The sequence below is a fragment of the uncultured Paraglaciecola sp. genome, from assembly GCF_963977085.1.
GTDB lineage: Bacteria > Pseudomonadota > Gammaproteobacteria > Enterobacterales > Alteromonadaceae > Paraglaciecola.
In genome coordinates this window covers 165,807-187,491 of sequence record NZ_CAXBNC010000008.1, presented here as the reverse complement: position 1 = coordinate 187,491, position 21,685 = coordinate 165,807, and the positions used below count along the sequence as shown (strand labels likewise).

At 41.0% G+C, this 21,685-nt stretch carries 22 protein-coding genes; 4 read left to right on the top strand and 18 right to left on the bottom strand.

Annotated features, from left to right (window positions below; all coding sequences use genetic code 11):
- The 9 genes from AAC000_RS11950 to AAC000_RS11910 form a co-directional block, all read right to left on the bottom strand.
- Positions 1-480 (bottom strand): type IV pilin protein, encoded by a 480-nt coding sequence (locus tag AAC000_RS11950; RefSeq protein WP_339722976.1) that lies wholly within the window; start codon positions 478-480, stop codon positions 1-3.
- A complete protein-coding gene (locus AAC000_RS11945) occupies positions 477-4,559 on the bottom strand; it encodes a PilC/PilY family type IV pilus protein (RefSeq protein WP_339722974.1) in 4,083 nt (1,360 codons plus the stop codon). Before AAC000_RS11945 ends, AAC000_RS11950 begins: the two co-directional genes overlap by 4 nt.
- Positions 4,560-4,570: 11 nt before the next feature.
- Positions 4,571-5,152 carry a PilX N-terminal domain-containing pilus assembly protein gene (locus AAC000_RS11940; protein WP_339722972.1) on the bottom strand — a complete coding sequence of 194 codons (582 nt, stop codon included), beginning with the start codon at positions 5,150-5,152 and terminating at the stop codon, positions 4,571-4,573.
- On the bottom strand, positions 5,149-6,006 hold the full coding sequence (locus AAC000_RS11935; protein ID WP_339722971.1) for a PilW family protein: 858 nt from the start codon (positions 6,004-6,006) through the stop codon (positions 5,149-5,151). Before AAC000_RS11935 ends, AAC000_RS11940 begins: the two co-directional genes overlap by 4 nt.
- On the bottom strand, positions 6,003-6,635 hold the full coding sequence (locus AAC000_RS11930; protein WP_339722969.1) for a prepilin-type N-terminal cleavage/methylation domain-containing protein: 633 nt from the start codon (positions 6,633-6,635) through the stop codon (positions 6,003-6,005). The genes AAC000_RS11935 and AAC000_RS11930 overlap by 4 nt, the downstream gene beginning before the upstream one ends.
- A 237-nt stretch (positions 6,636-6,872) precedes the next feature.
- On the bottom strand, positions 6,873-7,442 hold the full coding sequence (locus AAC000_RS11925; protein WP_339722968.1) for a hypothetical protein: 570 nt from the start codon (positions 7,440-7,442) through the stop codon (positions 6,873-6,875).
- A 12-nt stretch (positions 7,443-7,454) separates the two neighbouring features.
- A complete protein-coding gene (locus tag AAC000_RS11920) occupies positions 7,455-8,582 on the bottom strand; it encodes a hypothetical protein (protein ID WP_339722967.1) in 1,128 nt (375 codons plus the stop codon).
- Positions 8,575-9,204, bottom strand: a complete 630-nt coding sequence (locus tag AAC000_RS11915; protein WP_339722966.1) for a prepilin peptidase dependent protein B — start codon at positions 9,202-9,204, stop codon at positions 8,575-8,577. Before AAC000_RS11915 ends, AAC000_RS11920 begins: the two co-directional genes overlap by 8 nt.
- The gene (locus AAC000_RS11910) at positions 9,198-9,716 is read right to left on the bottom strand and encodes a GspH/FimT family pseudopilin (protein WP_339722965.1); all 519 of its coding nucleotides are present in this window, start codon (positions 9,714-9,716) and stop codon (positions 9,198-9,200) included. The genes AAC000_RS11915 and AAC000_RS11910 overlap by 7 nt, the downstream gene beginning before the upstream one ends.
- 102 nt (positions 9,717-9,818) lie before the next feature.
- Here AAC000_RS11910 and AAC000_RS11905 point away from each other — a divergent pair, with 102 nt between their 5' ends.
- Positions 9,819-10,235, top strand: coding sequence for a type IV pilin protein (locus tag AAC000_RS11905; protein ID WP_339722963.1), 417 nt, complete (start codon positions 9,819-9,821; stop codon positions 10,233-10,235).
- Between the two features lie 54 nt (positions 10,236-10,289).
- On the opposite strand, the gene ispH is transcribed toward AAC000_RS11905, so the two are convergent.
- The 6 genes from ispH to murJ all read right to left on the bottom strand — a co-directional run bounded on the left by ispH (position 10,290) and on the right by murJ (position 17,697).
- Entirely contained in the window at positions 10,290-11,234 is a 945-nt protein-coding gene (ispH, locus tag AAC000_RS11900; RefSeq protein ID WP_339722962.1) for a 4-hydroxy-3-methylbut-2-enyl diphosphate reductase, read from the bottom strand.
- A 2-nt stretch (positions 11,235-11,236) separates the two neighbouring features.
- Complete coding sequence (gene fkpB / locus AAC000_RS11895) at positions 11,237-11,701, bottom strand: FKBP-type peptidyl-prolyl cis-trans isomerase (protein WP_339722960.1); 465 nt, start codon at positions 11,699-11,701, stop codon at positions 11,237-11,239.
- The gene (gene lspA, locus AAC000_RS11890; RefSeq protein ID WP_339722958.1) at positions 11,694-12,188 is read right to left on the bottom strand and encodes a signal peptidase II; all 495 of its coding nucleotides are present in this window, start codon (positions 12,186-12,188) and stop codon (positions 11,694-11,696) included. The genes fkpB and lspA overlap by 8 nt, the downstream gene beginning before the upstream one ends.
- Positions 12,181-14,997 carry an isoleucine--tRNA ligase gene (ileS, locus tag AAC000_RS11885; protein WP_339722956.1) on the bottom strand — a complete coding sequence of 939 codons (2,817 nt, stop codon included), beginning with the start codon at positions 14,995-14,997 and terminating at the stop codon, positions 12,181-12,183. The genes lspA and ileS overlap by 8 nt, the downstream gene beginning before the upstream one ends.
- Before the next feature lie 41 nt (positions 14,998-15,038).
- Positions 15,039-15,965, bottom strand: a complete 927-nt coding sequence (gene ribF / locus AAC000_RS11880; protein WP_339722954.1) for a bifunctional riboflavin kinase/FAD synthetase — start codon at positions 15,963-15,965, stop codon at positions 15,039-15,041.
- Between the two features lie 160 nt (positions 15,966-16,125).
- Entirely contained in the window at positions 16,126-17,697 is a 1,572-nt protein-coding gene (gene murJ, locus AAC000_RS11875) for a murein biosynthesis integral membrane protein MurJ (RefSeq protein WP_339722953.1), read from the bottom strand.
- A 224-nt stretch (positions 17,698-17,921) separates the two neighbouring features.
- On the opposite strand from murJ, the gene rpsT reads away from it, so the two are divergent.
- Positions 17,922-18,185 carry a 30S ribosomal protein S20 gene (gene rpsT / locus AAC000_RS11870; RefSeq protein WP_235312081.1) on the top strand — a complete coding sequence of 88 codons (264 nt, stop codon included), beginning with the start codon at positions 17,922-17,924 and terminating at the stop codon, positions 18,183-18,185.
- Between the two features lie 292 nt (positions 18,186-18,477).
- Here rpsT and AAC000_RS11865 read toward each other — a convergent pair whose 3' ends face one another.
- Genes AAC000_RS11865 through AAC000_RS11855 form a run of 3 tightly spaced genes read right to left on the bottom strand, consistent with a single transcriptional unit; the run spans position 18,478 to position 20,035 of the window.
- On the bottom strand, positions 18,478-18,924 hold the full coding sequence (locus AAC000_RS11865; protein ID WP_339722949.1) for a flavodoxin domain-containing protein: 447 nt from the start codon (positions 18,922-18,924) through the stop codon (positions 18,478-18,480).
- A 39-nt stretch (positions 18,925-18,963) separates the two neighbouring features.
- A complete protein-coding gene (gene truC / locus AAC000_RS11860; RefSeq protein ID WP_339722947.1) occupies positions 18,964-19,710 on the bottom strand; it encodes a tRNA pseudouridine(65) synthase TruC in 747 nt (248 codons plus the stop codon).
- A 4-nt stretch (positions 19,711-19,714) separates the two neighbouring features.
- Positions 19,715-20,035, bottom strand: a complete 321-nt coding sequence (locus AAC000_RS11855; protein WP_339722945.1) for a YqcC family protein — start codon at positions 20,033-20,035, stop codon at positions 19,715-19,717.
- 78 nt (positions 20,036-20,113) lie between these two features.
- Between AAC000_RS11855 and AAC000_RS11850 the strand changes: the two genes are divergently transcribed.
- Positions 20,114-21,139 carry a DUF3549 family protein gene (locus AAC000_RS11850; RefSeq protein ID WP_339722943.1) on the top strand — a complete coding sequence of 342 codons (1,026 nt, stop codon included), beginning with the start codon at positions 20,114-20,116 and terminating at the stop codon, positions 21,137-21,139.
- Positions 21,136-21,441 carry a DUF3301 domain-containing protein gene (locus AAC000_RS11845; RefSeq protein WP_339722941.1) on the top strand — a complete coding sequence of 102 codons (306 nt, stop codon included), beginning with the start codon at positions 21,136-21,138 and terminating at the stop codon, positions 21,439-21,441. The genes AAC000_RS11850 and AAC000_RS11845 overlap by 4 nt, the downstream gene beginning before the upstream one ends.
- Positions 21,442-21,685 lie beyond the last annotated feature (244 nt).

Below are 21,685 nucleotides of genomic sequence, written 5' to 3'. Positions count from 1 at the left end.
CTAACAACTCCAGCAAAATTCGGTCGCACTGTATGCACCATTATTATTGGCATCCCATGCCCGACGACCATCACTATAAAACGCAACATTCCCGTCTGCAGCTTGGGAAGTACCTGATACTGGCTTAGCTTCAATTAAATAGGCACTGCCACTGGATTCACTGATATACAAATCGTATTTACGATTTGCATAAAGTTCTGCAGAAGGTGAATGCTTGTGAAAAATAGCAGGTTTTCCAGTATCTGCTGCTGACTCCGCTGCCCCTTTGTAAGTGAAACTAGCCGCTTTGTGTCGCTCCAGTGCAGCCGCCAAGCTCATTAAATCTGCTTGGGCAGCACCTCTATTCGTACTCACAATAAAACCTTGGTAACTGGGATAAGCGATACTGGCGATAATGCCAATAATAGCAACCGATATCATCAGTTCAATTAATGAAAAACCTTGTTGCGTTTTTTTCATTATATTTGGGGCTATTTTCATGGTCTTTCCGTTTCTGTTTTCCAACTGCTTTTTTGGACTCGTTCAAAATAGCTGTGAATGTTTTCAGCTAAACACTCAAAGTCTGAACCACAACCGACCTTATTACCATCTTCATCTACCTCGAAGACTGTCGAAGCACATTCGGTACCTAAACAGATGATAGGCTTAATAATATCTTCAATCAAAATTTTGGTATCTGGTGCAATACCCGTTTGTTTTAATTGTGCATAACGATCATCATGTAACTGAGTACCATCCTGGTTCAAATCAGTCACTGAATTGCCATTAATTAGCTCTACTAAATATGCACGGCTGTTTCCGGTTGGAGGCGCACATTCACTTTCACTGGCAGAGGCAGGTAAGTAAGTGGTAAATATGACTTGGTAATCCAAAATAAGTGGCGATGCGAGCACCTTTTCCCCTCCAGTACTAAGACTAATATACCAACCTTGTGATTCTGCAAACTGTTCCACTGCCAATTCTTTAGCGACTGAATCGGAAGATGTTAATAAATGGTCTGTCGCATCATATAAATCACTTAAACCTAGCGCTGTTGTCGGCAGTTCGAAATTGCCATCTTCATCAATCGTAAAGACACCTTCATCCTTAATCATGTAAAACTGGTCATTAATAACTGCGTTTAATGGGTGTGCGCGGTAACCAGAACCGACAACCACTGCATAATAGTGATCTGCGCCCAAACTGATTTCAGAGACATCTGGACCATAATAAAAGCGTCTATTGTCTGCCTCAAGATCACCACCAAAATTGGCCAATAGTCCACCTGAGACTAAATCAACAACCGACTCGCCATTGTGGATATCCAACCTAAATATTTGCCCTCCGGTATCAGCAACATACATATGATCTGCAAATCCATCATTTTCACGATCAATTACAGAAATTCTTGCTGGAATACTGTAGTCCATTTGGGTCAAGTTTAAATCAGCGTCAGCATTACTTGCACTCCAAATAAGCTCACCACTATCGGCATCAACTATAAACACTGAGTTACCCACAGAGTCAGCACTTCTAAGCAATCTATTATCTTGGTCTTCATCATAACCACCACCAAATATCAGAACATTTCTACTACTGCCACCTACGTTTATTTTTGTTACTGTAGGTTTAGACCAAGTTTGTCCTAAATTAGCAAAATCCCCTGTTCCGCCTTCAATTTTAAACATCAACCTAGGGTTGGTTTTGCTGGTAATATCAAAAGCGTAATAATTATTCCCACCGCGGCGCATGCCAACGTATAGATAGATATTAGTGCCCACTGTCCTAAGAACCATGTCCCCATCTAAGCCATAAATGTGCGAGAAAGTGGAAGAGTCGAGATATAAATCATATAAATTATCCATTAAATCTTTCGGCATAATGGCAAAATTTTCTTCACCTGTAGTGGGATCAAAAGAGTGTAAAAAACCGTGATTGGTTGCCACAAATACGGCACTGTCGGTGAGAGAATAGTTAACTATTACCGGTTGAGAATGAATAGGGTCACCCATTGCTTTACGCGCATCCGTAGTACTGCCATCACCATCGTCATCTTTAACATCAACGCCTCGGGCCCACTTTAAGACAGTTTCACGGGTCGTTTCTGGATCTGCCAATGCGCCTACGGCTAAATCTGCAATGGTTATTGAATCGTTATCCTCATGCAACAAGTTGCCAGTATTGATAATAGTACCTGGGCCGTCGAAAGTGTAAGCATCACGTGGTAGTCCCATTTGCCCAGCAGTTCCCCCCTCTCGTACATCATTGCCGTCCGCCAATAATGACCAATAACTATGGGCACTATCATTAAAGAATCCAGTCACACTATCCACAGCGTCCAAACCATTTTTATCCAAAATATCCGAGCCATCTAGCCTATATCTCTTCACATTTCCTGGCCAAATAGAGCCTTCAGCTGGCTTAAACAAAGCAAAATATAATTCATCGTTATGGGTTAATCGGTTAAGTTGGTTTACAGCTACCCCAGGAGAAACGAAAGTAGCATTCACGTCCTTAACCGTCTTTAAAATGGCTTGGAAAACCCCCACTAAATCTTCAGTATTTTCAGCGGTATAGAAATCACCGTTGCCATTAACAGCTAAGTCGTTCAGAAAGGCGTTGGCAGTTGAACCTGCAGCAAAGCCAATAGTATGAGTAAACACGCGAGTATCAATTTCAGATTCATCACCATCACTAATATTTTTGACGAGATCGACACCGCATTTTTCGCCACCAGAACCGCTACATGACTTTCCAAGTAAAGTTTGGATCTCAGTGACACTGTGATTATTATTAGCCTCACCATCAGATAAAAGCACTATATGATTATTAGTTTGACAGACTTTATCGGTCACTGGACTGATGTAAGTAGCACCATCAGGTATATATTCATTTCTACAATCTGAACTACTTAGGTTGTCTACCGTACACCCTGAAGGTAAAACGGAATCAGCTCCAACATATGACAATCTATGACTGACTCTTGTATTGCGACGTACAGTACTTGAAACAGACGATTGGCCCCGAGTTTTCCCATAATCAACGGGTAGTCCACCATAATAACTCGCTGCTTCGTACAAGGTATCAACTATTGGGGTATATCCACTGGCACTTAAAGCATCCACTTGACTGACTAAATGTTCCCTTACAGTGGAGGTACTGCCTGGTGTAGCATTTCCCTCATATTCAATCACTAAACTAACAGTACTTGATGGTTGACCGTTATAAGTATAGGCACCGCGAGTACCTACAAAGTTTGAAAAAACAAACATCATATCGTTACCAGACTCCCAGCCACCACGGCTAACAATCTGTTCCACGATATTGGCCACTGAGGGACTTTCGTAAGTGTAATTTTTATACCATCTTGGAATATCAGTCCACGCAACTGCTGCAGTTTTTGACTTGTTTCTTAGGAGATACCTAGAGTAGGAATTAAAACTGCTTGGATCATCCTCGTTGACCCCAAAAATATTAAAACTCGCATAGGAACTTGAGCTGTTTTGATAGGCAGTAAATTCCAAATAGGCATTTGAAATACTCGCATTTTGCGGTAACCCAACATTTCTAAACCTGACACCTATATATTCGTTAGAGCTGTCCTTAAATGTCAGTTCAGTTCCCGTAGATTCATATCCATTACTACGCTCTTCAGCATTGTTATTTTGCGAATCCACTTGGTAATTTAACCTACCCTTAACACAACCCGTGGCAGTTGAATCATCGTATACTACAACAAGTTGCGGAGTCAGGCCGTCACCATCTTCGAAGGCTGGAGAGCGTCGCTCGCTACTGCCACTTATGCCTTGGCCATCAACAATGATGTTTAACGAGTTTCCGCCGCACCATGTAGCTTGATCAACAATTTCTTGCAGCACACTACTTAAATCAGGGGATACAATAGTCTCACCGGAAACAGGCCAATCATTGTCCGTGTCCCACAACACAGAGTTAATGGTTTTAGTCCGAGCCGAAATATTGTTATTGGTATCACTGAAGGTAGTTGAATCACCGACTTTCTCACCACTAAAGAGTAAATTTGTTGCGCCGCTATTAAATGCGTCTGAACTAAAACGAATATAAGCATTGGTAATAACTGCACCGCGAGGAATATTAAGGTCTTGATATCGAAGGCCTAAAGTCACTGCATTAGTACCTTGAGATAACCTCAAGCTAGAACTGGAGGTATTTACCGACGATGAAATTTCATAGGCATCATCTGTTGCTTGTGAAATAGAGGTGATAATTTCAGGTGAGACAGCATCATCAATTGGCCTCACGGGATACAAAACTGGACCACCATAATCTGAAAAACGCATTAACCCTGCGTTAATATTGGTGACTGAGTTTAGGGTTTCTTTTAGCGCATTTTGCACTCTTAACATTCTTGATTCTGAACCACCATCTCTGCCAGTCATACTGCCAGAAGTATCCATAATAAAGAGCACATTCGGATTATAAGTGACTTCGCTACCTGCTGTTCCTAAGTATATCTCTAGATCATCTGCATAACTCACACTACTAAAAAGTGCCAGACTAGCGGACAAGGATACCGCCATAATTTTGTTGATATATTTCATAAAACCACCGCTTATTGGGTTGCTGGCGCAAATACTGAAGCATTCACTGAATTGGCCACTGCGTAATTACTGTCATCAAGTTGCCCACACCCTCTAACAATAAAGACGTGACAACTAATATTACTGCCTCCGATAACATTGCTTGAACCAACACATGGCTGCTCTCGCACAAAAGCGGCGCGAGACCAACTTTTTACTGTGGGCTTATCGGTATAATTACCCGCTGCAATATGCTGTGTGCTTTTTATCAATCCGTTTTTAGTCAGTGTTCTATTGGTCCAAGTAAGATCCTCAAAACAACTCAAAGTTTGTGCTTCTAAATCTAATTGAGTGCCTCCTCTTGCAGCGGATAGTGGATCGTCTAAACCAGGGTTACTAAGCAAAGCTTCGTCCTCAGATTCAAACATTACAGCCGCGATTGCGGACTCTGCAGCATCAAAGGAAAGAGATCTTTTCTCCATAGAGGTCGCCATTTTACTTTGCATTAAACTACTGGAAACTGAAGATACACCTAAAATCGTGAGGCTCATGAGTATCAGTAAAGAAAACACCATGACCATTCCTGCATTTTTTTGTTTTGATAGATAATTCATATATTTCTACTTCGAGCGAAATTTTTGCTATTACGCAAAGTGATTGTGGTTTCAAATTGTTTGTACAGCCTCTTTTCGCTTGGCTGAATGGACTCTTCATTGAGCAATTTAAACGAGGGAACGGGACTGATGACAACATCAGAATCAGCTTTCAGTAGTATTGCAATACGAATTGCAACAACCAAGGCACCCGCCGCTTTTTCTGCGCCTAAGGTATCGGCATCAATAAATTTTACTGGTCGTGCTGAATTGTCTTTTGATGCGATATTGTCTGTCATGCCGTATTGGACTTGGAAACTCAATACATCGTCTAACAAGGTGTAAGCCGTAGCGTCATCAACTTCAGCTTTTAGGCCACGCAAAACTCTGCCATCAAACCCCCTACATTTTAGAGAAGTACCGTCTAAGAAATATTCGTTGACCACCAAAAACTCTTCATCGTTATAACCATGAGAGGCACCACGGCAATCTTTAGAGCCTTGCAGCATTACCATCAAAGTATCACTCGAAGAATCAGCCCCCTCTATGGCACCTTTAGTTAACCCATTACTAAAATCGCCCACTATAGGAATAGGGTTATTCTGTACAAAAGCCGCTTCTACAACTATATCAACATCTCTATTCAGTTCAGGACGCAACATGTCGTAGCGCCCAGTCATAATTAAGTCATTTCTTAACCTAGCAATGATAAAACGACCGTTTTCTTGCGCTGACGCAATTGACCTATTGAGTCGTTCAGTTGAATTGTTACTAATCATCACCTGTATTACAGCGGCAGAAACGATAAGCCCTAAAGTAAGGGATATCATCAACTCAATAAGACTAAAACCGCTTTGTTTACTATAAGATTTCATAAAGTCACATCCACTGACACACAGTCATGGGGCAGCGTTTCATCAACATTACAATCAGCGTTCAACGTTCTATCAATATTTTGCCAGTTCTCAACAGGCCAACTTAAAATAACGATATGTTTGGAACCAACACTGCACGCGTCTGCATCAGCGGCATTATTATCCAATTCACAGGTTAAACTAATTTCTATTTCAGGATTAGCAGCAACCGCTGCGCACGAGACCTCGTAGCCGTCAAAAATTGCTAATTGAGCTGCAGTACAAACATTATCATTACAATTGGGAATAGAAACTGGCCGTTCCAAACAATAACAAGCATGGGGTAGACCGGAGGCGCAAGTCATGCCAGAAAAGTTATATAAGTCTTCATCAAAATAATCGTTATGAACAACTAAACCTTTTCCAAGAGGAGAAAAAACAGCGCTAGCTCTTAAGCGTTCAGTTAGTTGCTGAGCGACCAACACTGACTGAGAACGACTTAAGGCTTCGGAATTCGTAAATGAACCTACAAACTGTAAATAGGCAACACCAAGCAAACCAACAGATAAAATAAACAAAGTCACCAGCACTTCAATCATGCCAACACCTTGTTGATTATTTGCATTCAATTTTTTGGCCTTGCTATTCACACTTTTTCTCACTCTAGTTGTAAAACATAAATGTTCGACTAACCATCTAGATAAATCTATGACTAGTATGTTAGCTAAAAATACAAAGTATTAGGTTATTTGTACGGGGATAAAGGTATATATTTTGATCTAATCAACAAGGAATATGACAATAAATTCTTTTAAAACAATACACTATAGCTTAGTTTAAGTACTTACAGCATAGTAGGTATAGGGTAAATTTATTTTTTCGAAAAACTAGGGCTCTGCAAGAGCACTTGATGAGCGATATTTGGTTTGAAAGCTTTGGCTCTGTTCAATAGGTGCGATACTACCAAACATATCAATTTGTTTAGTGTCTCCATTCGTATCCAGCCAAGTAACCATAACGTGAACATTTTTAAGATGGGCATTTCGGGGCAATTCAACTGGAAAAAACGGTGAGCCTGGTTTCACCCAAGTATCAGCTACACCATCAAAATTAGTATCAACATAATATAGGTTCTCAACTTCCCATTGTGTAGTATAGGTTTGCAGATGTTCTTGTGTAGATAACACTACTTTACTTTCTCCGGCGGGGATAGTGCCTCCCAAATTATTGGCAATAGTTTGGAAAGACGACACACCTTCTACATATCTTAGACGTTGAAAATAAGCTAAATCAGTCAATTTTTCTTGAGCAAGGTTCAAAGCCACACCCCGCAAATTGAGTTTTGTATCTGTGACGACATACTCGCTTTGTAAAGTCACGTAACCCGTCACTCCTAACATAATAATCAGTGACGCTACTGACACTTCAATTAATGAAAATCCATTTTCTTTACACATAAGTACCTTCAGTTAAAAATCATGCCAACTACCTGGCACTCGAGCCACTCTTTGCAATTTTTTACTGTGCTGTAATTGTTCCATGACGTCTGTATTAAACACCACTCGAGCTAATTCACTTTTTGTCCCCAACTGATAATTGGAGACTACAGCCCCAAATACGGCACTACCAGTTTGCATATTGATATCCAAATTTTTCAATGAACCTAGCGGTTTAAATGATAACAAAAGTCCATACATCGCCACATCAGGGTGAAATTCAAGGTCGCCATCATAAATCACTAAGATAATAGGTTCTGATTCACTTCCAACCTGTGTACTGGCACTGACATCACAGTTACCATTGATCCATATCAGTCCCCAGCTGCCAATATCCAAGCTGTCACAGTCTGCCAAGACAAAATCAGCTTGTTGTTGTAATTGAAGCCACTCAGTGGCGGGAATGTTAAACAGATAACTGACTACATCAGCAGGAAATGAAGCAGAAGCATCCATGATGTCAGCCATTTTGATACTGTGATCTGAATAACTGTTAGTACTGCAGTTTCCTTCACTAAATGCACTGTATGTACAACTATGGTGATGAGTCCCAGACAAGGTAACTTCAGTATCTGACCACAGTGAAAAAGGCGCTGAAACACCCAATCCATCTGGGTTTGAGACTATTTCGAACTCGCCATCGTTACTTATCCCATGTTGTACCATCAGCGGCGCAGGGGGAGTATTGAACAGTATGGGATACACTAGAGATTGCTCCTCAACTGTGGCCCTAGCTAATCCATCAGCAGACCGTCCGTTAGCCGTCATAGTCACAAGAGTGCGCCTACCGGGTAAATTTTCACTGATGGCAGAAAGACTAAATGTACTGTTATCCTCTAGATTGCCTGTCACCTCAATATTCGGCCAGACTTTGTTGACATTAAGTATTGCTAACCCTTGATTTAACCCAGCCTTGGCGGATGCATTAGCCCAAATTTGATTTTGTGTATTAAGTAAAATTTGCTGTTCAAATGATTGAATTTTACCCGTATATAGAGTCACCAATGTCACCATAATTAGCAACAGAACAACCGTCAGTAATATCGCAGCGCCTTTCTGCTTCAGCACACCTAAAGAATAAACCACGAACCACTTATTCATAATTTTCCAATAAAACTTGAGTGTTGATACGACGTAAAATTTCAGGATGTTTCTTAAGGCGGGCTTGCAATGCAATATTGACTCGAGTTTGCATAATTTGTTGCACTGTTGTTTGTTCAACCGTGAATTCCAGCATCATGACTTGAACCACCTTTGGATCCGTTAAGTCATGCCACCCAGACTCATCACAAGCAGCACCGTCCAAGCGAATTTCAACAGCTCTATCTTTTAAACGATAACCATAATTTTCGTTTGAAGCAGTTGTATCCAATTCTCCATTTTTATTGCGGTCATATGCGAAATTAATACAGCTATTGGCCGCTTCAGATGGATAGGCCGCTATTTTTAAACTGCCATCAAAGGGGTTTGAACGAGTTATTGGATTCTTAACTATTTCATTGGTACTGGCATAGTACCCCGCACGTTTAAGATCATGGCTGAGAACAGCAACAACCGCATTGGTTTCTTCGTCTAACCTGGATTTTGCAAGTAAACTGGAATTTAACGCAATACCGTGCCCCACCAATGATGCCATTGCAGTTATGGATGCTAACCCTAGGGTCATAGAGATCATCAACTCAACCAAACTATTGCCTAGTTGCTTTGTAGGTAAAACTAACACGCCTCATATCCTCCGAGACGACTAGCAACCGCACAAATTCTAACGCGCCCCATATTACTCAAGATCAATTTAAGCTGTTTATCGCCATCACTAAAAACGACAGAACCCGCATGACCAATTGCCATCCCTCGATTTGAATCAAATATAGCGACGCTATCTTCTCCAAATGTCACTGTGTCGATATTGACAAATGGATAGTCAGAAAAATCCACCTTATATTCCACCCCATTAAGGGTGCAATCATTCAAGATAGAACAATTACATACGCCATCGTCACTCAAAGCAGCACACCAATTTTCACTAGAGTTGATGGCAACCGTCACATCAACACTTTGAGTAATAGCCGCTACCCGAGCTTGTTGGAAGGCAAAATAACTGGTCTCAGCAGCCGCCTTTAATTGCATGTTTTTTTGTATAGAGGTGATTGCAGGGGCGCCGAGTGAAACCACCAGCACTAAAATAGCGATAGTAATGAGTAATTCTAGGAGTGTAAGACCGGACAGGTTGCGCATATTAGTATCCTTACTTAGCACCAATTTTAAATTGGCCTATAATCAAATCCATTACACAAAATATAGTTCAGTTTATTTAAAACGCATAAAAAAGGAATGAATATGCCAACGCAACAAAAGGAAATGGCAAGTGAGAGTCACTTAGCGTTTTACATACCATTTGGTATGACGTTGATTGAACTATTGGTGGTGGTGATAATTATTGGAATTTTAGCGACGCTGATATTCCCGTCATTTGAACAACAAATTTTGGCTGCAAGGCGCGGCGATGCTATTACCCATTTGCTGCGGCTTAAAATACAACAAGAATCTTTTCGATTAGAAAATATTAGCTACGCTAAAACTGAGCAGCTCAGTCTTCCAGAAAGCAAATATTATACATTTTTGGTCACTGGTGTATCGGCGACAACCTATACCATTAGCGCTACTGCCAAAGGTAGTCAATTAGCAGATCTAAAATGTTTGGAAATGCAAATCGATCAATCATTGAATAAAACCCCAAAGGATTGTTTTTTATGAATAAAAGCCTAGTGAGCCATTTCAAAAACCATGGTGATTAAATCCAACAACAAATCAAGAAAGGTTTTTGACTCGTAATTCTTTAGGGACAGCAAACTCAATATTTTCTTCACGTCCAACTCTTTCGATAGCGGCAGTGGCTCCCCACTCTCTTAAGCGGTTAACTACGCCTTGAACCAATATTTCTGGCGCAGACGCCCCCGCTGTCACACCAATATTTTTGACATTTTTAAGCCATGACTGCTGAATACAATTAGCGTCTGCAATCAAATACGCAGTGGCTCCAATTTTTTCTGCTAATTCTCTAAGTCGATTAGAATTGGAACTATTTTGTGCGCCTACTACCAACAATAAATCACAATCAGCAGATAGGGACCTAACTGAATCTTGGCGATTTTGAGTGGCATAGCAGATATCATCTTTACGAGGCCCTTCTATTGCAGGAAATTGCAGTCTTAAGGCATCAATCACGTCAGCGGTATCATCCACCGATAATGTAGTCTGGCTACAATAATAAAGTTGCGATGGGTCCTTAACCGACAGTTTGGCTACATCTTCAACCGATTCCACCAAATAGATGCCACCTTTGGGATTATCATATTGTCCCATAGTGCCTTCAACTTCAGGGTGTCCTTGATGTCCGATTAAAATACATTCCGTGCCTTTTTTACTCGCACGCATCACTTCCATATGGACTTTGGTGACCAAAGGACAAGTGGCATCAAACACTTTTAAGCCACGAGAGTCTGCTTCAGTTCGCACTGCTTGTGATACACCATGAGCAGAAAAAATAACAATACTGTCATCAGGTACTTCTGATAATTCATCTACAAATACCGCTCCGCGCTCTTTAAGCCCGTCGACTACAAATTTATTGTGTACCACTTCGTGGCGCACAAAAATAGGTGCAGGGAACATTTCCAAAGCACGCTCAACAATGATAATTGCGCGGTCTACCCCGGCACAAAAACCTCGTGGATTTGCAAGATGGATCTGCATAGTTATTTATTCCAACCTATCCAGTTAACTGACAGTATTTCTACGTCAAAGGTAATGACCTGTCCAGCCAAAGGATGATTAAAATCAACTGTGACTGAGTCTCCAGTGACTTCTCGCACAATTCCTGGTAACTCCGTGCCATCGGGCTGAGTAAACGCGATAATCATACCTTCTTCTGCAGGTGTTTCAGCATTAAATTTACTTCGCTCAAGATGGTGTAAATTGTCAGGATTTGGCATACCAAAGGCATCATTGGCTTCTAGGGTAAAAGATTTTTTATCACCCGCTTTCAGTCCTAATAAACAATCTTCAAAATTAAGTGTAAGACTACCATCACCCATTACTAACTTAGCCGGTTTGTTATTCACTCTTGTACTGTCCGCGGCAGAGCCATCGGCCAATTTTAAATCAAAGTGCAATACCACTTCACTACCTTGCTTTATCAAATTTTGCTGCAACTCAGGCATGCTTTTCCTCTTTATTTTTAAACATATCCACTATCAACAAAACTGCACCTATACATATGGCACTGTCGGCCACGTTAAAAGCAGGCCAATACCAATCTTGATAATACAACACTAAAAAATCTATTACGTAGCCATGCATTAATCGATCAACGGCATTACCAATTGCACCGCCTATTATTAGGCTAAACGCTATGGGTAAAATAGTTTGTTCCTTGGTGGTTTGTTTTAACCACCACAACACTAACGCACTGACAGCAAAGGCTATACCAGTAAAAAACCAACGCTGCCAACCACCGGCATCATGTAAAAAACTAAAAGCAGCACCGTAGTTATACACATGGGTGAGATTAAAAAATGGCAATATTTGGATAGCTTGGTAGAGTTCAATATTATCTAGCACCAAAGTCTTAGCATATTGATCCCCTACAAATACCAACACGGCCAACCATAAAAATCGCCATCCTGTTTGCGTCAAAAGTTTAAGCATAGGCGCGTTTTTCGCCCTCACCTTCAACATTATCCACACAGCGATCACAAAGCTCTGGATGCGCAGCATGATTACCAATATCTTCACGGTGATGCCAACAGCGACTGCACTTAGAAGCAGCTGAAACAGAAACCGCCACTGAAAGTCCAGGCACCTCTGTCGCCACAGCGTCTGCAGGCAGGTCACTACTTTCAACAACTTTTGCTGCAGAAGTGATCAACACAAAACGCAGCTCATCTTCAAGTTTGCTCAGTAAGCTAAACAGGTCACTATTTACATACAAAGTGACCTCTGCTTGTAGTGAACCTTTGATTTTGCCTTCTTTACGGGTCAATTCAATACAGCGGTTCACAGCATTTTTGACGGCTAAAATTTGCTGCCAAAACTCATTGGTAAAGTTACCAGATAAGGTCACTTCACCTAAACCGTCATACCATTTACCGGTAAATACAAACTCATCTTGTTGCCAAGGCATTTCTTGCCATAACTCTTGAGCAGTAAAACTAGTGATGGGCGCCATCCAACGCACCAAGGCTTCGATAATATGATACAGCGCACTTTGACAAGAACGTCGGGCATGACTGTCACTTTTTGCGGTATATTGTCTATCTTTAATAATATCTAGGTAAAAACTACCCAATTCAATAGAACAAAACTGCATGAGTTTTTGTGACACGACCAACATATCGTATTTTTCGTATGCTTCGATGATTTCCTTTTGCATACTGCTCGCTCGTCCCACTACCCACCTATCTAGTTCTACCATATCGTCAATGGCAACTAAGTCTTTACTAGGATCAAATCCATTTAGATTAGCCAATAAAAAGCGTGCAGTATTACGAATACGACGGTACGCATCCGCTGAACGATTTAGGATTTCATCTGATACCGCTATTTCACTGCGATAATCAGTTGAAGCTACCCACAGGCGTAAAATATCCGCGCCCAGTTTTCCTGTGACTTGCTGAGGAGCAATAGTATTTCCAAGAGATTTTGACATCTTCTTGCCTTCACCATCCACAGTAAATCCATGGGTCAGGACTTGTTTATATGGCGCATGTCCCTTAGTCGCCACTGAGGTCATAAGAGATGACATAAACCAACCACGGTGCTGATCAGAACCTTCTAAGTACAAGTCAGCGGAAGCAGGAATATCATCACGCTGATCAACTACAAAATAGTGAGTCACACCTGAGTCAAACCATACATCTAAGGTATCGGGTACTTTTACAAAGGTTTCGGCATCTTTGCCTAATAATGTTTCAGGGTCGATATCCCACCAAGCTTGAATGCCTTTCTGTTCTACCAGTTTGGCAACCTGTTCCAGTAATTCATCCGTGCGGGGGTGTAATTCACCTGTGTCTTTATGCACAAATAAAGTAATAGGTACACCCCATGTGCGCTGCCTAGAAATACACCAATCGGGTCTACCGGCCACCATAGTTTCAATACGGCTCTCGCCCCATTCAGGGATCCATTGGGTTTTATGAATTTCTTTTATCGACGCTTCACGTAAGCCATTTTTATCCATACTTATGAACCATTGTGGCGTGGCGCGGAAAATAATAGGTGTTTTATGTCTCCAGCAATGTGGGTAGCTATGGTTATACACATGGTGATGTAATAAAGCGCCATGTTCTTTTAATACCTCAACCACATGATCATTGGCTTTAAAAACATGTTCACCAGCAAACAGCTCTGTACCTTCTAAATACACTCCATTTGCGCCAACAGGATTAGCAACCTCAAGGCCGTAGTTTTTACCTACGATAAAATCGTCAACACCATGGCCAGGAGCGGTATGCACGCAACCAGTACCTGCTTCCGTAGTAACATGGTCACCTAAAATAAGAGGCACTTGGAAATCATAAAAAGCGTGATGTAAAGCTTGATTTTCTAATGCTTGACCATTACACACGCCTAAGGTTTTGTAATTTTCAAAACCAAAACGCTGCATACAATCTGCTAATAGTTCAGTTGCTATCACTAAACATTCTTGACCTTGCTCACCAGTCACCTGAACCAAACTATATTCAAGAGTCGGGTGAATACAAACGGCGCGGTTAGCAGGTAAGGTCCAAGGTGTGGTGGTCCAAATTGCCACAGAAATATCAGTTGTCACTTTTGCAGAGAAACATGCCGCAAAGGCTTCAGCATCAACCACTTTAAAACGCACATCTATGGAGGGAGAGTTTTTGTCCTGATACTCTACCTCGGCTTCAGCCAAAGCAGATCCACAATCTGTACACCAATGAACGGGTTTAAATCCTTTCTCAAGATGTCCTGAACGCACTACTAGGCCAAATTCACGAATAATGTTGGCTTCTGATGTAAAGTCCATGGTTTTGTAGGGGTTATCCCATTCACCCAAAACACCTAAACGGATAAAATCTGCCTTTTGACCTGCTATTTGTTTCTCGGCGTAGTCACGGCACTTTTGTCTAAATTCAGCGGCGGTGACTTTTTTACCTGGTTTCCCGACTTTTTTCTCAACCATTAACTCAATGGGTAATCCGTGGCAATCCCAACCAGGCACATAAGGCGCATCAAAGTCCGATAGGGTTTTAGACTTTACAATTATGTCTTTAAGAATTTTGTTAACCGCATGACCAATATGAATATCACCATTCGCATAAGGAGGGCCATCATGGAGAATAAAAGGCGTATTACCTTTTTTGGCTTCACGAATTTGCTGATAGAGTTTTTTCTGTGTCCACTGTGCCAGCATTTTTGGCTCACGTTGCGCTAAGTTACCGCGCATCGGGAACTCAGTTTCAGGCAAGTTCAGGGTATGTTTATAATCACTCATTGCTGCTTAAATCCAAATTGGTCAATTGTTACAGTAAAATATTAAGAGGCCGTTAACAGTGACTTTGCCACTAACGCATCTTTTTGTATTTGTTGATGAAGTAACTCAAAAGAATCGAACTTCATTTCTTGTCTAATTTTGCTTACTAAGGCCACAGAAATAAACTGACCATATAAATCATCACTAAAATCAAACAGATGTACTTCTAATTGTGAACGCTGACCATTCACTGTAGGCCGATGGCCAATATTCGCCACACCGGAATAATGTTTACCCGCCACACTGACTGTGACTGCAAACACACCATTAACCGGAGCCTTACAGCGTTTCAATAAAACATTAGCAGTAGGGAAACCAATAGTTCGTCCTCTTTTATCACCATGTAGTACTTTGCCAGCAATGGTAAAAGGTCGACCTAACATTTGCGTAGCAAGCTTAAAATCATCGTTGCTTAATGCATCACGTACGGCAGTGGAACTAATACGACAATCTGCAAGACGGAAACTTTGGGTGCTGACTACTTCAAATTGACATTTTTTGCCTTCTTCTACAAGTGTAGAAAAATCCCCTACCCTACCTTTACCAAATCGAAAGTCATCGCCCACCACCAAAAACTGAATCCCCAGTTTGTCGACCAATAATCCTTCCACAAAATCAGTAGCACTAAATGCCGCAAAATGTAGATCGAATTTCACGCATAACAAACGGTCAATGCCGAGGGCTTTCAATTGCGTATATTTATCGCGAAGTAAACTGAGTCGAGCGGGCGCCTGTTGGGGCGTAAACAATTCTTCAGGTTGAGGCTCAAATACCATTACCGTCGAAGGTAGTCCCAATTCTTTAGCTTTTTCAACAACTTGACTAAGTACAGCCTGATGCCCTAAATGCACCCCGTCAAACTTGCCAATTGTTAATACACAACCGCGATGTTTGTCACGAATATTATGTAGGCCACGAATTAGTTCCACTACACTCTCTTTAGCTCATAGGCTTGCTTTAAAAGCCAAAAGGCTCATTGAAAATCAATCAAAGGCGCGGATTATAACTGACTACAGGACGATTGAAAGCAGTAACATTAAGGAATCTGCATTTTTAAAAGCCGGTTTTTCCAGTTAACCTTTACGCATGTTATTTTGTGACGGCCTGCGATGCTGAAAAAGTGCTTTTTCTGACCCCTAAAATCAAGAGACTAAAAACAAACACCACTGCCCCTAAAGAAATTAATTTAGCTAACTCAAAAATTTTGTTTATTAAAGATAAATTAACCCAAGAAGCGGATTCCGGATTCAACAAGAAAATAACGGCGCCCATAGCCATACTGGCCAATACAATCTTGATGAGTAGTCTCACTGTTTGTGATGACGCAATATAAACACCTTGCTTATGTAATGCGCCGTAAAGCAGCAAAGCGTTCATAAGAGCCGAAAGAGATGTGGCCATAGCCAACCCCACGTAATCAAATGGCCAGACTAGAATCAAATTAAATAACATATTCGCCCCCATACACCAGATACCAAACTTCACTGGTGTTTTAGTATCTTGTCTCGAATAAAAGCCCGGCGCTAAAACCTTCACTAACATAAAACTTAATAAACCAAATGAATAGGCCATTAGACTATAGGAAGCAAAAGCGGCGTGCTGAGGCGTAAACTCGCCGCGCTGAAATATAGTCAACAACATGGGCTCAGCTAGCATAAACAAACCTGTTGCGGCGGGGATACCCAAAAGACAAACCATTTTCACTGCCCAATCAATATTGGCGCTAAAAGCTTTATCATCCTTAGACACATGATTGCGCGATAAGGTAGGCAAGATTACAGTCGCAATTGCAATGCCGAACAACCCTAACGGAAATTCCAATAGACGGTCAGAATAATACAGAAATGAGATCGCTCCCGTACCCAAGAAGCTAGCAATTACAGTGTCGAACAACAAATTAAGCTGCCCCACTGAGACCCCAAAAAGGGCTGGAATGATCAGGGTGCGAACTTTAACAATATCAGGATCCGACCATCCCCATTTGGGTTTAACTAACAAGCCCGCTTTAAATAAAAATGGCAATAAGAAAAGTAACTGAAAAAGCCCACCTAAAAAGACTCCCCATGCCAAGGCAAAGGCGGGTTCATCAAACCTTGGGGCTAAATATATTGCGCAACTAATGATGGCAACATTAAGCAATACTGGAGTAAAGGCAGCGACAGCAAACTTATTCAGTGTATTAAGAATGGCACCTGCCAAACCGGTTAAAGATACAAATAATAAATAGGGAAAGGTAATTTTAAGCATTAACGACGCTAATTCATATTTTTGTCCGGCGGGTTCGTCATTTAGATACTCAACAAACCAACCCATGCCAAAAAGTGCGGCTAGTATAGGTGAACCAATCACTCCCACAATAGTTACTATGGTGACTATCACGCCTAAAGTACCACTGACTTTAGCCACAAATTGTCTTAGGTGTTCCTCGTCACCTTCATGCTTAACATCGGCTAAAACAGGTATAAATGCCTGTGCAAACGCGCCCTCTGCAAATAAACGTCTCAGAAAATTAGGAATTTTATTGGCGAACAAAAAGACATCTGCATTCGCTCCTGCCCCCATTAAATTGGCAATAACGGCATCTCGCACTAACCCTAAAATACGGGAAATAAATGTCATGGCGCTGACAATCATGCCTGATTTAAATAACTTACCTGACACCTACTTCTTCCTAACCAACAAAAGGGCTATTATGCGTGAATACCAAACGAAGAGTCTATTGATTGGCCAATTAATTTGTGTCGGTGGTCATAACTTAATTTTGCTAAATTAAAAAGAATCCGTTATTTGTCTATAAAAACCACGAAACTGATTGACATAAACCGACTTGATCCTCATAATCCGCACCCTTGAATTTTGACTAGAATTTTTTTGGGAGTTCCAACTTGGCTAACATCAAGTCTGCTAAGAAACGTGCTATACAAGCGGAGAAGCGTCGCCAACACAACGCTAGCCGTCGCTCTATGACACGTACATCTTTGAAAAAAGTACTTTCTGCTATCGCCTCTGGTGATAAAGAAGCTGCTCAAGCTGCATATTCTGCGGCAACACCTTTACTTGACCGTATGGCAACTAAAGGTTTAATACATAAAAATAAGGCTGCTCGTCATAAGAGCCGCCTTGCAGCACAAATTAAAGCCTTAGCTTAATTTTGTACTGATTGAAAAAAAAGCGCCTATGGCGCTTTTTTTATATCTAAAAATTGAGTCAATACCATTCCATCTCAATTACTTGCCACTGTGTTATCTGTGATGAATTAGCGCTAAAAGCAAAAGATATTGAACCACAGAGGGCACGGAGAGCACGGAGGTAAAAACATTTGCCTCTTAACAATCAGTTTTTCTGTGTAGTGAAGCGCTCGGCGCCCGACACTCTGTGTTCTCTGTGGTGAATTCGGTTTAAAAATTGAACCACAATAAAGACACAAAGGATAACCAGAGTTTAGGTTAACGCGGGCAACAATGTTTCTGCCCATGCCAGCACTTCAACTTCTGGCTCGAGGGTTTCACAAGCATCAATCTCCAGTAGTTCTGTTATTGGCTTACCTTGTAACTCGCTCAACAGCTCGAAAATTTTCCGTCCAGCTCCGCAGTAAGTTTCACCATAACTACTATCACCTAGACCTGCCACTGCAAAAGGTTTCTGTTGCATCAATGGGAATTGCTCTCGTAAATCTTGTATAAAAAACTCCAAATTTGGCGGTATATCTCCCTGCCCCGTGGTGGAGCTAATAAATAACATAGACGACACTTTCTTAAAATCATCTAGGGTTGGATCAGTAAACACTTCTGAAGACAATCCTTGTGTACTCAACATAGTGCGAACTTCCTCTGCTACATGTTGTGCGTTTCCATATACCGATCCTACAAAAATACCGATTTTACTCATTTTAAAAGTCCTAATTAGGTAAGGTGATGATTTACATAACTACAAGTTGTTTATTGTTTTTAATTGATGGTGATTAACTTGCCACTTTTCTAATAAATCGTAAATATTTCTATCCAATTCACAACTTAAGACAAGTGTTTCTTCAGATACTGGGTGCTTTAAATGCATAGATTTGCAGGTCAAAGCCAATTGCTTAAAATTAAATTGTTGCCGTAAAAATACGTTATGTTTACCATCGCCGTGGGCGGTGTCTCCGACAATAGGGTGATTGATATGGGCCAAATGCCTTCTAAGCTGATGTTTACGCCCTGTTTTAGGTGTGAGTTGCACCAGTGAATATCTAGCCGACGCATACTTGCTGACAGCAAAGGGCAATTCAAATTTATGGAGTCGATTAAAAAGGGTCACGGCTTCTTTTGCTGGCTTATCTTGTTTGGCCATTTTATCTGCAATTTTGTCGAGCTTTTCCTTAAGTCCATAATCTATTACACCTTCATCCTTTATGTGCCCACGAACAATGGCTAAATACGTTTTATGAATTAATTGAGAGGCAAACTGTTCACCTAATTTTCTAGCAATATCAGCAGATAAGGCGAATACCAGTACGCCAGATGTGGGTCTGTCTAATCTATGCACCGGAAACACATGCTGGCCAATTTGATCTCGCAATAACTGCACAGCAAACTGGGTTTCATGTTTATCAAGCATACTGCGATGCACTAATAACCCTGATGGTTTATTAATGGCGACTACATGTTCATCTTGATAAATAATAGAGAGCTGCATGTTATTAAGCGGAAAAAACTAAATCAATTTGTTTAATCACTTCAATCACCCCATCACGATTCTTTGTTGCGACTAGACTTTGTTCCGCCATGGGTAAAAGTGTTACATTTTCTGGCAATGTACTACCAGAACTAAGCAATTCAGACATTTTGGGAATAAAAATAAACTGTAACCATTGTTCGAATGACAAAACATCCACTGAAAAAGGTAATGTACTTTGCAGGGCTGTGGCTGATGGCGTAGAACATGACCACAACCTAGCATCACGCAGACTTTGCTCTAGTTTGACTATCAGAATTTCGACTTCTATGTGACTTCGTGGCATGATCAACCGCTTATACTTATGGAAATAACCAACAAATTTATTTTCTAGCCGATTAATCTTTAATAAGTTCATAATAACATGAGTCATATCAATACTATCAGCGAATTTTTACTCCAAGCTGGTACAGACTATCGCGTTTTCGACATGGCTCGTGGCATCAGATCCCTTGAGTCTCAATTATTTTTAGAAATAGAAAATGCAACCAGACCTGCGCCTTGCCCAAGACAACAACATGCTTGGTTTGGGATTTTATTTTTCAATAAACAAATGAGTAATGAACGCTATATTTGGTTTGTTAAATTGCCTTTAGATGAACAAGGCTTAGTCATTGGCGCAGCCAGACAACAGTTTTTACAGATAGTCGTCGACGCTTTGGGGCAATCCCTCGAGAAACCCAACAATACCAATAACCAATTGCCAGATAACCCCTTTACTTTTATTCCAAATCAACAACAATTGGCTGACTTTAACAGTATCGCTCGAGTGGCATTAAATATCCCTCTTTCTCATCACGTGAATTTAGCTGAACAATATATAACCACCCCTGAGCAGCACGACTGGCGAGCAGTTTCTTTGCAAGGTATTGCAGACTTTACCGCGTCGTTACAGCAAAGCGCACGGAAAAATCTGCTATTAAATCGATTTTTAACCTTAGCACCAGAGATGCAATATGCATTGTGTGCATCTCTAGAAAATCATAGCATAGGTGAAGATATCAGTACGTTGTTAGTCACCTGGTATCAGCAAGATATTGAGGATGAAAAAAGGCTACATAGTGTGCTTCGAGGACTATGTCAAAGCCAAGCTAAAGCAGCAGTTCATACTCTGCTTACTTTGATACTCAATTCCGAAAAAGGACTATCTAGGTCAACACTTATGTTGATTGCGGCCAGACATTGGCAATACATGACAGAGCCCGCAATTCTCACTCTGTATGTGGAGCTATTGGCTATTTGCGAAGACGATACGTTTATCGGGTTGTTTTCTGATCTAGTACAAATACCAGAAATAAGAGAGTCTATGTTAAGCATTTTGCGTTGGCCTGAAAAGAGCCCACAACTCACACAGGCCGTTGGTCAACTATTTGGTCAAAATACACCATGAATTTATACGATTTAATCTTACTTATAGGAATTTTTTTGTTGGCCGCCATGTTTTGGCGTTTTCGCGCGATATCAGAAGCCCTCAAAACACAGTTGGATGCATACTGTGAAAGACAACAATTACAACTCATTAGCGTCGCAAGGGTAAAAACACGAATTGGGAGTTACAAAGGTAAACTTGATTTTCTTAGTGACTTTGTCTTTGAGTTTTCAGGAAACGGAGAAGACAGTTATCAAGGTCAGGTGCAAATGGTTGGTCTAAAAGTACTGAATATTGATACGCCTGCGTATCGAGTTGAATAATACACAAATCTTGCGTTCATAAACTATTTTCTGTGAGACCATTACAAATGAAAAAGGCATGACTTGAAAATATCAAGCCATGCCCTTAAAGAATTTTGAGGGTCCCTCTCTGCTGTCCATTGCAAAATTATCCTAAAAATTTCCGTATTATGCCTTTCCCTATACTCTCAATCATCCCGATGAGTCACTCTCCCTGAGTGTGTCCTTTATCCATTTCATCCCAAATGGGGCACCTTCCCGGTGT